Source organism: Acinetobacter sp. ANC 4910 (genome assembly GCF_004331035.1).
In the GTDB taxonomy this organism is placed as follows: Bacteria; Pseudomonadota; Gammaproteobacteria; order Pseudomonadales; family Moraxellaceae; genus Acinetobacter.
Window position 1 is genome coordinate 155036 of the sequence record NZ_SJNT01000005.1, and the last position, 12865, is coordinate 167900.

12 protein-coding genes are annotated in these 12865 nt (G+C 41.5%); 5 read left to right on the top strand and 7 right to left on the bottom strand.

The features are described 5' to 3' along the window. Positions 1-19: 19 nt before the first annotated feature. The 3 genes from E0H82_RS07150 to E0H82_RS07160 form a co-directional block, all read right to left on the bottom strand. The gene (locus tag E0H82_RS07150) at positions 20-526 is read right to left on the bottom strand and encodes a DUF2628 domain-containing protein (protein ID WP_131264007.1); all 507 of its coding nucleotides are present in this window, start codon (positions 524-526) and stop codon (positions 20-22) included. Positions 527-596: 70 nt separating this feature from the next. After that, the gene (locus E0H82_RS07155; RefSeq protein ID WP_131264008.1) at positions 597-845 is read right to left on the bottom strand and encodes a DUF2789 family protein; all 249 of its coding nucleotides are present in this window, start codon (positions 843-845) and stop codon (positions 597-599) included. A gap of 150 nt (positions 846-995) precedes the next feature. Then, positions 996-1649 (bottom strand): HAD family hydrolase, encoded by a 654-nt coding sequence (locus E0H82_RS07160; RefSeq protein WP_131264009.1) that lies wholly within the window; start codon positions 1647-1649, stop codon positions 996-998. A 182-nt stretch (positions 1650-1831) separates the two neighbouring features. On the opposite strand from E0H82_RS07160, the gene E0H82_RS07165 reads away from it, so the two are divergent. Together E0H82_RS07165 and ptsP are read left to right on the top strand one after the other, a co-directional pair. Further along, the gene (locus tag E0H82_RS07165; RefSeq protein WP_116758677.1) at positions 1832-2314 is read left to right on the top strand and encodes an RNA pyrophosphohydrolase; all 483 of its coding nucleotides are present in this window, start codon (positions 1832-1834) and stop codon (positions 2312-2314) included. 81 nt (positions 2315-2395) lie between these two features. Then, complete coding sequence (ptsP, locus tag E0H82_RS07170) at positions 2396-4693, top strand: phosphoenolpyruvate--protein phosphotransferase (protein ID WP_131264010.1); 2298 nt, start codon at positions 2396-2398, stop codon at positions 4691-4693. An 8-nt stretch (positions 4694-4701) separates the two neighbouring features. Here the strand turns inward: ptsP and E0H82_RS07175 are convergent, their stop codons facing one another. Continuing rightward, positions 4702-4890 carry a hypothetical protein gene (locus tag E0H82_RS07175; protein WP_131264011.1) on the bottom strand — a complete coding sequence of 63 codons (189 nt, stop codon included), beginning with the start codon at positions 4888-4890 and terminating at the stop codon, positions 4702-4704. Positions 4891-5140: 250 nt separating this feature from the next. On the opposite strand from E0H82_RS07175, the gene E0H82_RS07180 reads away from it, so the two are divergent. Next, positions 5141-5581, top strand: a complete 441-nt coding sequence (locus tag E0H82_RS07180; RefSeq protein WP_131264012.1) for a MarR family winged helix-turn-helix transcriptional regulator — start codon at positions 5141-5143, stop codon at positions 5579-5581. Positions 5582-5950: 369 nt separating this feature from the next. Beyond that, positions 5951-6937, top strand: coding sequence for an MDR family NADP-dependent oxidoreductase (locus tag E0H82_RS07185; protein WP_131264013.1), 987 nt, complete (start codon positions 5951-5953; stop codon positions 6935-6937). A 327-nt stretch (positions 6938-7264) separates the two neighbouring features. Here E0H82_RS07185 and E0H82_RS07190 read toward each other — a convergent pair whose 3' ends face one another. Further along, complete coding sequence (locus E0H82_RS07190) at positions 7265-8917, bottom strand: acyl-CoA dehydrogenase family protein (RefSeq protein WP_131264014.1); 1653 nt, start codon at positions 8915-8917, stop codon at positions 7265-7267. A gap of 79 nt (positions 8918-8996) precedes the next feature. On the opposite strand from E0H82_RS07190, the gene E0H82_RS07195 reads away from it, so the two are divergent. Beyond that, positions 8997-9602 (top strand): TetR/AcrR family transcriptional regulator, encoded by a 606-nt coding sequence (locus E0H82_RS07195; protein WP_131264015.1) that lies wholly within the window; start codon positions 8997-8999, stop codon positions 9600-9602. Here the strand turns inward: E0H82_RS07195 and E0H82_RS07200 are convergent, their stop codons facing one another. Both E0H82_RS07200 and katG read right to left on the bottom strand, forming a co-directional pair. Then, positions 9603-10406 (bottom strand): DUF5677 domain-containing protein, encoded by an 804-nt coding sequence (locus tag E0H82_RS07200; protein WP_131264016.1) that lies wholly within the window; start codon positions 10404-10406, stop codon positions 9603-9605. 111 nt (positions 10407-10517) lie between these two features. Then, positions 10518-12707, bottom strand: coding sequence for a catalase/peroxidase HPI (katG, locus tag E0H82_RS07205; RefSeq protein ID WP_131264017.1), 2190 nt, complete (start codon positions 12705-12707; stop codon positions 10518-10520). Positions 12708-12865: the final 158 nt, after the last annotated feature.

The following is a 12865-nucleotide window of genomic DNA, read 5'->3' on the forward strand; positions in this document are numbered from 1 at the left end:
TTTTTATCTTAACCGTGTCTTAGGACGCGAGAATCGCAAGCGCAATCAACCCAAGCACAATCAAAAGAAGGATGAAACCAGCAACGAAATTGGTTCCACCACGATTTTCTAGTTCAGCCCTCAAGTCACCAGTGCCCAACAGTCGTATCTTGCCAATCTGCTTATCCACATGGTACTTATACAACGTATTTCCAAACATACCGAATGCTACACTTAAGCCAATTGTTGAACCAGAGCCTTCAATCCCCAAAAGTGTTTCTATCACCCCAATCACAAAAATCAAAGCGATTGCCATAAAGCCATAGCTATACATTTTTCGATAAAATAACCAAATCACCCCTAAGAAAAAGGCCGCAATATTAAAGCCAGCATACTGTTTCTTTGGGGTAATTTTTTCAAATTGTTTCTGATAATAAGCTTGATATTTTGCACCAACAAATATGGCTCGATCTTGCTCGAGTTGATGGATTGAGTTCGAATTCTCTAAGGATGCCGAGGGTAAAACAAATTGTTGATCTAAAGACATATATTTCTTCTTAATTTATTCATTTATTGCGTGACGCAAATAACTTTCATCGCCACACCTAAATTATATCTTATTTTTTAATCACCGACTCTTCATGCAACGATTCATTCAACTGATCCACGACAATCGCCCATTCCCCATCGGACTGAATTTTTTCTTCTAAAAATTGCTGTTGTGCCGCTGTCCAAAAATCGGCCTGTACAATATGCGTCTGTGCATTCAGTTGATGGGTCACAATAAATAACGCAATGGCATCTTCACTCGCGTCTAAACCGAGCTGTTCAAATAAATGTGTCATTCTTGGTCGAACTTGATTCATGCTCATGTCCTTTAGTTTTCTTATTTTCTAGATCAGCATAGCAATTCGAATAGCTAAAAACTGTTAAATATCTTTAACATTGATACAAAAAAGCAGGGGGTAGATTTCACTCCCCCCTGCTGTTTAGAATCACTGTCTGATGATAATGATTTAGGCAATCGACCAGTCTTGAATAGCCCAACCTTGTTCTTTGGCCAAAACTTCTAGACGATCATCTGGATTCACCGCAATTGCATGGTCGGCATATTCCAACAGAAAACGATCATTAATTGAATCTGAATAAGCCCAAGACTCTTTAACTTCGCGGCCCGCCAACCATAAATCTAAACGCGCCAATTTGCCTTTTTGATAGCATGGAATATTAATCACTTTACCCGTGTATTTCCCATCCACCACTTCGGCATTGGTGGCAATAATTTCAGTAATACCAAATTCACGAAAAATCGGTGCAGTAATAAAATCTGACGTCGCGGTAATTCCCACCAAAGCATGTCCTGCTTCGCGGTGCTTTTCTATTGCCGCAAATCCGTCTGGACGCATTTGCGGGCGAATGACTTTCTGCATAAACAGTTCATGTAATTCGGTTAAATACTGATTGTCATGTTGAGTCAAAAATTCAAAAACAAATTCATTATAAGCAATCGGGTCAAGTTGACCTGCTTTGTAGTCCTCATAAAATTTGTCATTCATTTGACGATGGCGGATAGGATCGACTAACCCCTCATTGACTAAAAACTCTCCCCAAGAATGATCTGAATCTGTATTCAGTAAGGTGTGATCGAGATCAAATAGCGCCAATTTCATGAAAATACTCGTAAAAACTGAAATTTAAGAAAAAATTTGTAAATCTATCTCCGCTAGTCGATAGAAATTCGTTAAGATCATAACAATTTTAACATTTTAGCTTTGTTTTGGTTCGTGTTGGATAAAGAAATAACAATCCCCGAACGCGAAGCCACAATATTACACAAAATTTAGGTAGCCAAATGATCGACTCTGAAGGTTTCCGACCCAATGTCGGGATCATTTTGGCAAACGACTTTGGACAGGTTTTATGGGCAAAACGCATTGGACACAATGCTTGGCAATTTCCACAAGGAGGTATCCAATATGGAGAAACCCCCGAACAGGCACTTTATCGTGAGCTGAGAGAAGAAGTTGGCTTACTGCCCGAACACGTCGAAATTGTAGCGCAAACTAAAGGGTGGTTGCGCTACCGTTTGCCACATCGGTATATACGTACGGATTCAGACCCCGTATGTATAGGTCAAAAACAAAAGTGGTTTTTACTCAAGTTAACCGCTTCGGTACAGCATATTCAATTGAATTTGTCTGATCCACCCGAGTTCGACCAATGGCAATGGGTGAGCTATTGGTATCCGCTAGGGCAGGTGGTGAATTTCAAGCGAGATGTCTACCGTAAAGCTATGGTGGAATTGTGCAATCAATTACCCATAAAAAAACCTTAAAAAAATGTATAAATATGCAGATTTTTTAAGACACTATTGCTATAAATAAAACTAATTTAATTTTTTTTGGGAGCAGACTCTATGTCGAACATGCAACTGGATACCCTTAGACGTATTGTTCAAGAAATCAATGCGTCCACCAGTATGCATGAATCACTCGACATTATGGTCAATCAGGTCGCTGAAGCGATGCACGTCGATGTCTGCTCAATCTACCTTTTAGATGAACGTAACCAACGTTACCTACTGATGGCTTCTAAAGGGCTAAACCCTGAATCTGTCGGACATGTGTCCTTACACACAGGCGAAGGTTTGGTGGGGCTGGTGGGACAACGTGAAGAAATTGTCAACCTAGACGATGCACCTAAGCATGAACGCTTTATGTACCTACCAGAAACAGGGGAAGAAATTTATAACTCTTTCCTCGGGGTACCTGTCATGTACCGCCGCAAGGTCATGGGTGTGTTGGTGGTTCAAAATAAAGACAAACAAGATTTTAGTGAAGCGGCTGAATCCTTCCTCGTGACACTCTGTGCACAACTTTCTGGAGTGATTGCACATGCCCATGCCGTGGGCAATATTGATGTCTTCCGTAAACCAAGCAATCTGCCTGCTTATAAAACCTTCCAAGGGGTGTCTGGCTCAGGTGGGATTGCCTTAGGTCGTGCAGTCATTTTATATCCTCCAGCCGATCTGTCTGCGGTTCCTGACCGTGAAGCCGATGATATTAGTGAAGAATTGGCACTACTTGATCGTGCATTAAATGCCGTACGAGAAGAAATTCAATCCCTCGATGATAAAATGCAAGATGCCTTGATGGCAGAAGAACGTGCACTGTTTAGCGTGTTCTTACGCATGTTGGATGAAAATGCCCTGCCCGCTGAGATTAAATCAGAAATTCGTGATGGCAACTGGGCACAGGGTGCTGTTCGTATTGTCATTGAGAACCATATTGCGCTGTTTGCTCAAATGGAAGATGACTACTTACGTGAACGGGTGGCTGACCTAAAAGATTTAGGTCGACGTATTTTGGCATTTTTACAGGAAGCTGACTCTAGCCACCGTGAACTGACGGATGAAAGCATCTTAATTGGTGAAGAAATTTCGACTGCTGCTTTGGTAGAACTGCCTGTCGATAAAATTGCTGCCATTGTCACCACTGAAGGCGCCATGAACTCGCATATGGTGATTGTAGCGCGTGCTCTTGGTATCCCAACCGTAGTTGGTGTCACTGAACTCCCGATCAATACGCTTGATGATGTCGAAATGATTGTCGATGCACATCAAGGGCGGATTTTTATTAATCCTCCTCGTCGTATGCGAACACGCTATAAAGAAATTCAAAAAGAAGAAGAGCAAATTGCCAAAGATCTCAAACAATATGAGACCAAAGATTCCATTACCCCAGATGGTGTCGCTGTGCATCTGTATGTAAATACGGGTCTCATGATTGATGTGGTGCGTGGTGTACAACGTGGTGCCAAAGGTGTTGGTCTATATCGCTCTGAAATTCCATTTATGCTACGTGACCGCTTCCCTGGGGAAGAAGAACAACGTGCCATTTATCGTCAACAGCTCAGCCATTTTGCCAACAAGCCTGTGGTGATGCGTACCCTCGATATTGGTGCAGATAAAGATTTACCTTATTTCTCGATTGAAGAAGAAAACTCTGCCTTGGGCTGGCGAGGTATTCGTTTTACCTTGGATCATCCTGAAATTTTTTCTTCACAAATTCGAGCCATGCTCAAAGCCAGTATTGGGCTAAATAATCTGCATATTTTATTGCCTATGGTCACCAGTGTCAGTGAAGTCGAAGAAGCCTTGTATTTACTCGATCGTGACTGGCACGCAGTGCAAGAAGAAGAACAGGTTAAAATCAATAAGCCGAAAATTGGCATAATGGTTGAAGTCCCGAGTGTGCTGCTACAAATTGAAGAGTTTGCTGAGTTGGTGGATTTCTTCTCGGTGGGTTCGAATGACTTAACCCAATATTTATTGGCGGTTGATCGCAATAATCCTCGCGTTGCGAATGTTTACTCGCACTATCACCCGTCAATTTTAAGAGCACTCACGCGTTTGGTTCAAGAGTGTCATAAGTTCAATAAACCCATCAGTATTTGTGGTGAAATGGCGGGCGATCCGCTCTCTGCCATCCTGCTTATGGCAATGGGCTTTAATACGCTTTCCATGAGTTCAAGTAACATCTTGCGTGTACGTAAAGCGATTTGTCATGTTCCAATGTCTGATGCCCAAGAACAACTGGATCGTGTGTTAAAAATGAGTAATCCACTCATGATAAAAAGTTGGATGGAATATTATTTCAAAACGCATGGCTTAGCCGATATGGTGAAATCAAGTACTCGTATTGTGGGTGCTTAACACATTCATCATGCTGCACAACACGGCAATAAAAAAGGGCGATAATCTTCGGAATATCGCCCTTGCTTATGTTTGCTATAACCTCGTTTTGCATTTTTCTTTCGATCAACAAAAACTTGGCTTTGGTTGACTTCATGCATGTGTTTTGCCACAAAGTTGTGAATCACGACTTTTGGCTCAGTTTTTTTCTTGGCCATTTTGTTCCACCTTTTGAATACAGATTTGAATTGTTCTACATTTACAGCAGGAAAATAAGCATACGCCTTTTTGGCTATTTTACAAGCAGATTTATACCCATATTGATCATCATCCCCGCCCAAGTTCACTGCAAAAAATACAGATTATGGCAGGCAAATTTTGTCTAAATGCCTGAATTTGAAGATGGGTATGTCAGCCATGCTGGCTTAAAGTTATAATAGAAGTTATTTCACACATTGGTACACCCTTATGTCAAACCAAGAGGAGTTATTAAAGCTCGATAATCAACTTTGTTTTGCTTTATATTCGACTCATCTTGCGCTGAATCAATACTATCGAAAATTATTACAGCCGCATGGAATTACCTATCCACAATACTTGGTCATGCTGATTTTATGGGAACAAGATCAGCTCACTGTCTCTGAGATTGGGCAACGAATTTTTTTAGAATCTTCCACCCTCACCCCCTTATTGAAACGGCTGGAAAGTTTAGGTTTTATTGAGCGCAAACGCTCAGTTGAAGATGAACGACGGGTGCTGATTTCCTTGACCACCAAAGGACAGGCTCTAAAACAAGCCGTAATGCCAATTCCGGAACAAATTCTGACAGCCCTTCAATGTGCACCAGACCAAGTCAGTCAGTTACGTGAAGAACTCAATCGCTTACGTGCTCAATTAAAAGAGCAATGATACAGAAAAGGGATCAAAATCAGATTGAAATGCCATAGCTGTACATTTTAAAATCAATGTATCGCATTCATTTCGCTACAACGCCAAACAGACTTTTCGGCATTACCCGTACTGAAAATTTATTCATCCATCTATGAACAATGCAGTTCAGTATCTGTACTTGATAGCGCCTCAATGAGCCGACCTCTTCAGGAGAAGACAGACAGAATAAACACATCACCCCGTACATAACAAGAATGAGATTAAGAACAGTAAAATCATCTACACAAGTGTAAACAATAACGATAGAACAGTATTTCTTCATACAATGCTTGAGCTTGATCAGTGCAATATCAATGATAAAAAAGCAACTGTAAAAGGATGACAATCATGAGGAATCAAGCATTTAGGTTGTCCCGATATCCACAAGGAAAATTGAGTATGGATATATTTGATAGGGTTCCCTTGCCTTTGCCAAATTTAACTGTGGGTGAATTTTTGGTTAGACAGACACATATCTGCTTAGACCCTGTCATGCCTCATTGGTTACAACAAAGACATCACGATACATTTACGCCTACGCAGAAGAGTGAAATTATACAATCTTATGGTGTTGGCAAAGTCATTGAGTCTCTAAATCCTCAATTTCCCGTAGGGGTTCAAGTGGTGGGGATTACAGGTTGGAATGAATATGTTTTAGGACATTCTGAGATGTATATTATTGATTCGAGCCTACCTGCGGAAGCCGTACTTTCTTTATTTTATTTTACAGGCCTTACCGCATATATCGGGTTAATCAAACTTGCCCAACCGAAAGCTGGGGAAACGCTCCTGATTGCCAATGCAGCAAGCACTCTGGGTTCTTTACTGGGTCAACTCGCAAAAGCCAAAGGTCTAAGGGTCATCGGCTGTTCGGACTCCAGTAAAAAATGCCAATACTTAGTGAATGAATTGGGTTTTGATGCAGCCATTCATATGAGCCATTCACATTCTGCCACCCAATTAAGCCTTGCAGCACCAGATGGTATAGACATCTTCTTTGATAATAAAGATGAACCATTACAAAGACTAATTTATGCACAAATGAAGCCATCTGGACGTGTCATTGAATTAGACAAGCCATCCGCACAGCATTCCACGTCTTACCATTCATCAAATTTAGCGGGCATTCAGCACAGGTACTTAAGTATTCGCGGGACAATGCTCAGCCCCTATCTCGAATTCATGCATGAATCAAATCAAGTAATTGCTGAATATTTAGCTCAAGGGAAAATGAGTTATCAAGCACATCTGATTGAGGGTTTTGACCATTTGCCTGAGGCTTTAATTCATTACTTCAATGAAGAGACCATGGGAACTTTGATTGTGAAGTTTTAGCTCTACGACTCAGTTTTTATGCTTCAAATGTAGAAATTTGTTTGCTCAAAATTATGCAACATCACACATAAAAAAAGCCCAACATCCTGTCGGGCCTTTTCCATATTCGTTGCTCGGTATAACTTCCTGTTGCACCAAAACGATCCTTGCTTTAGAACATTTCAATCCTTGAATGTTCTGGAACATCCTGTTCCTGAATGAAATGCATGATAGGTGATTTCAAAAAAATTGCCTATACGCAAAGTCCATCATTCATTGTACGCTTTAGCTTACACGATCGACTAAAAAACAATCTATCCTCTGTTATTTTACTCAAAAAACAATATTTTATACGACTAAGACTCGAGCCAATATTTTCTCGACATTTTGCTGTTGTACTTCAAGCATCCCTACAACACGTCCATGGAACGCCTGATAACGGGATTGAATAAATGCATCTGCAATGAATGCTGGAGCATATTGTTGCAATAAACTGGCTTGAGCCAAAATCACCAACCGACTGACCAAACTACGTGCCATAAATTGCAGTTGCTCAGGCGTTTGCTGAAATAACTGTAGCAATTGTTGCAGTTCTGCTTGTAATAATGGCTGTTGCTGGGCTACATCGGCAAAAGACTGCAACAACACCTGCATGGATTCTGGCTCTCGTTGAATCGCACGAAGCACATCTAAACACATCACATTGCCTGAACCTTCCCAAATGGTATTCACAGGCGCTTCTTTAAAAATTCTCGCCATAATCCCTGCATCAACATAACCGTTACCCCCAAAGACTTCCATCATTTCACCAGAAAGCTCCACCGCACGTTTGCAAATCCAGAACTTCGATGCTGGGGTCATAATGCGTTTCCATGCCACCGATAAAGCATCTTCTTGCTCATAGCAATGTGCCAAATGGAAACTGAGTTGTACTGCGGCTTCAGTTTCCAAAGCCAAATCCACCAAAACGGCTTGCATCAACGGTTGTTCAGACAAATGTTTTCCAAAAGCCTTACGCTGTCGGGTATAAGCAAGGCACTGCACTAAAGCCTGTCTTAACATGGCACTACTGCCTACAGAACAGGTGAGTCGGGTGTAATTTGCCATTTCAATAATCGTGGGAATACCACGCCCCACCTCACCAATCATAATGCCCCAAGCCTCTTTAAATTCGACTTCGGAACTGGAATTACTGCGGTTCCCTACTTTTTCTTTTAGGCGTTGTATCTGTATGGCATTTTTACTGCCATCTTCTAGCCAGCGCGGTACAAAAAAACAGGCTAAACCATCCTGCTCGGTTTGTGCCACCACCAAATGTGCATCACACATGGGGGCAGAGAAAAACCATTTGTGACCTGTCAGCAAATAGGCTTGACCACGCCCCGACTCTGTAACTGGAATCGCAATGGTTTCATTGGCTCGTACATCTGAACCACCCTGCTTTTCGGTCATGCCCATACCCAACCAAATTGATTTTTTCTGACTGATTGGCACATCACGCGCATCGTATTCAGTCGATAGAAGCTTACTACCAATTTTTTCCCACAGTTCAGGCTCATGTTGCAACAATGGAATACTGCCGAGCGTCATCGCTGTTGGACACAAACTGCCGCATTCGACTTGACCACTCAAATAAAAGCGTGCCGCCCAATCTACCCACACAGTTTGGGATTGCGGTGCAATAAAAGGATGGGCATGTACAGCATGGTTTCGATTCAATTGCATCCATTGATGCCATGCGGGATGAAACTCAATACAATCTTTGCGGCGTCCACGTGCATCGAAGGCATGTAAGATGGGGGTATGCCGATTGGCTTGATCTGCATATCGATAATATTCTGCCGAGCCTGCGACTTGCCCTAACTCCGCCAAAGCGGCCTGATCTTGACTGCCATATCGAGTCAAAATTTCTTGTAAAACCTGATCACTGCTAAATAGGTTATAGTCCTGCTTTTCATCAAATTGATTACTGATTTGATGAGTTGTCCATGTATTTATCATCTTTATTTTGCTCTTGTTCTAATTCGATTTTCGTTTCAGTATAGAGAAAAAATGACCTTGATATGTTCAGCTTTATGCCATGAAAAATCCTGAAGTCCAAGTGCGTCGTAGACCGCGCCAATCCAGAGCCAAGCTCACCCAAGAAGCCTTACAAGAAAGTTTTGTTCGGCTTTTGCATGAGCGATCAGCCGATAAAATTACCATTCGGGAAATCACGGATGTAGCAGGTGTCGGTTTAGGGACTTTTTATGAGTACTTTTCCAAGAAAGAAGATTTGATTGCATTAACCATTCATCAACATGTAAAAAGCAATGCTGAACTACTTAAAAGTTATGCACAAAGTCTGATGGAGTTATCCACAAAATTAAGTTTTGAGGACTATTTACAGCAGATTATCCACTTTCAGCTTGAACAGATTCAGGCGCGGCAGTTCGTCTGGGCGCAAACTTTTTTACTGGAACGACAGGTATCAAACATTGAAAGTTACCGTAAGAGTTATGCAATGATGCTGGAAATGTGGCATAGCATCCTTATTCCCTTTTTTGAAGATACGGCACAACTCAAGCGAATGAGTTTAAATGTGCAACGGGTGTGTTATGGCTTTGTGTCGCAGAGCTTGTTGGTCGAGCCAGAGTTTGTGGAGTGGGATCTGCTAAAAGTAGATATTTTCTCCTATATTACTTAACTATATGACTAACAATTGTTTTTCTTGTGGGCTCATTTTCTCATTAATATCTGGAAAAAAATTTAACATATTCAAGCACCCACGAATTAAATATCCTGTAGATAATTCTAATGCCATTGCGTTATATCTTTCTTCAACTTCAGAATAAACTCCTGTTCCTCGATCTCCATCAATCATCCTAAAAAAACCCATCGGATAAGAGTGAATGTTAGATGATAGAAATTTATACCAATATCTAAAATCATCTTTTCTCATGCCTTCTTTTTCTTCAATCTCTTCCCTACTAATAAAGAAAGCATTCTTTCCTTTTAAATAACTTTTCTGTTGCTGTTCAGTTAAAGTCTTAAAAAAACTATTCTCTTTAAGCTGATTTAAGACAAACTCTTCTATTTCAATATTTTCGCTTTTTTTATCAAATAATTCAGAAAAAAATGAAAAGAATGTCGTCCTAGAATAATAATCATAAACATTGAACAGATACTTCCGTGCTTTCAACTCCTCCTCTGGAACATCATCAAAACATAAATAAAAAAGCGTTTGATAACACTCCATAATATTACGAGTTAAACTAAAAGCTGATGAATAGTCCCAATCTAATTTATATTCTTTTGATACATCATGATCTAATAACTTCTTTAAACTACGACCTGTTACACATAGCTTTGTAAATAAGATACAAGCCCAAACAACCTTATCCTCTTGCCCATGTCTACCAGCCCCTAAACGTGAAATCTTAACTGCTAAATTTAATACTCGGCTATAATCCTTATAAGCGGTTTTAAATTTTTTGTCACCAATTCCCAATTCTAATACTCCAACAATAATTCTAAAATCACACTTAATACCTATGTAGTTTTTACATAGATTTAAAAGAATAAAAACCGCTCTTTCGAGCGGTTTTTTATTTCAATCAAACTACTTCACATCAAAACGGTCTGCATTCATGACTTTATTCCAAGCAGCAATAAAGTCATGTACAAATTTCTCTTTGTTGTCATCCTGTGCATACACCTCGGCATAAGAACGTAAAATTGAGTTTGAACCGAACACTAAATCCACGCGAGTTGCCGTCCATTTCACTGTACCCGTAGCACGGTCAGCAATTTCATAACGGTTTTTACCTACAGGTTTCCATGTATTGTTCATGTCAGTCAAATTGACAAAGAAATCATTGGTTAAAACACCCACACGATCGGTAAATACGCCTTCTTTCGCACCGCCGTAGTTGGTGTCGAGCACACGCATACCACCAATCAATACCGTCATTTCAGGTGCGGTTAGACCCATTAATTGGGTTCGATCTAACAACATTTCTTCAGGTTGCACCGCATAATCTTGCTTTAACCAATTCCGATAACCATCATGGGTTGGTTCCAAATCGGCAAAAGAATATTCGTCGGTTTGTTCCTGTAAGGCATCACCACGCCCAGGCGTAAATGGCACTTTCACATTCACACCTGCGGCTTGCGCTGCTTTTTCCACTGCCGCTGTGCCGCCCAATACAACCAAGTCGGCAATGCTGACTTTTTTCGCAAGTCCTGCTTGAATTTCTTCCAGTTTCGCAAGCACTTTAGCTAAACGCTCTGGCTCATTACCCACCCAATTTTTTTGTGGTGATAAACGAATACGCGCACCATTGGCACCGCCACGGAAGTCCGAACCACGATAAGTTCTTGCGCTGTCCCAAGCAGTAGTAATGAGATCACTACTGGATAAACCGCTATTCAGCAATTTTGCTTTCAGCTCATCAATTTCTGCTTCGGTTAAGCTGTAATCCACGCTCGGGATTGGGTCTTGCCAAATTAAATCTTCCGCAGGTACATCTGCACCCAAGTAACGCGATTTTGGTCCCATATCACGGTGAGTGAGCTTGTACCAAGCACGAGCAAAAACTTCTGCCAAACGCGCAGGGTCTTTATAAAAACCTTCTGCAATTTTGCGGTATTCAGGGTCCATTTTGAGGGCCATGTCGGCATCGGTCATCATTGGATTACGGCGTACATTCGGGTTATGTGCATCGACAGGTTTGTCTTCCTCTTTGATATTAATTGGTTCCCATTGCTTCGCACCCGCAGGACTGGTGGTTTTTTGCCACTCATAAGTGAATAGTAGATAAAGGAATTCATTATCCCATTTGGTTGGATGTGTGGTCCATGCTCCTTCTAAACCACTCACCATGGTATTAGGGCCGTTACCTGTGCCTTCTGGATTATGCCAACCTAAGCCTTGGAATTCGACATCAGCCCCCTCCACATCTTTACCGAGTAATTCAGCTTTACCATTACCATGCGCTTTCCCTACAGTATGACCACCGACTGTGAGCGCAACGGTTTCTTCATCGTCCATTCCCATACGGTCAAAGGTTACGCGCATGTCTTGTGCGGTACGCAGTGGATCTTGCACACCATCAACCCCTTCAGGGTTTACATAGATCAAGCCCATTTGCACTGCAGCCAAAGGATTTTCCAGTGATTGGCGGTCTTGGTCGCTACCATAACGGTTGGCGGTTGGTGCCAGCCATTGATGCTCTTCGCCCCAGTAAATGTCTTTTTCTGGATGCCAAATATCAACTCGACCACCGCCGAAACCAAAAGTCTTTAAACCTGCAACGTCATACGCCACAGTCCCTGCAAGGACAATTAAATCCCCCCATGACAGTTTGTTGCCGTATTTTTTCTTAATCGGCCAAAGTAAACGACGGCCTTTATCGGTGTTGACATTATCTGGCCAACTGTTGAGTGGAGCAAAACGCTGGTTACCCGTGTTGGCGCCACCGCGACCATCTTGCTTACGGTATGAACCCGCCAAATGCCATGCCGTACGCACAAACATCCCGATGTAGCTGCCGTAATCTGATGGCCACCAATCTTGGCTGCTGTTAATTAAGTCGCGGATATCTTGTTTTACGGCGTCTAAATCGAGAGATTTGAAGGCTTCTGCATAATTAAAGTCGGGATCGAGCGGATTGGTTTTGGTATCGTGTTGTGAAAGGATGTCTAAATTAAGTGAATTTGGCCACCAATCGGTATTTGAGCTGGCAGCAGAGGTATTGGCACCATGTGAAAATGGGCACTTACCTGACGAGGCTTGCGAATTATTGTCCATGTTATGTCTCCAAACTCAAGTCTTTCAATGTTTATTATTGAACCGTCTAAAAGTAGTGTTCGACTATCAACATAGCCTTTTTTCTAGACAAGCTAAAGCGGTATTTACTAATCAAAACAATCGAATTCTTCTATATAAGCATTGAAGAAAAAAAAGAT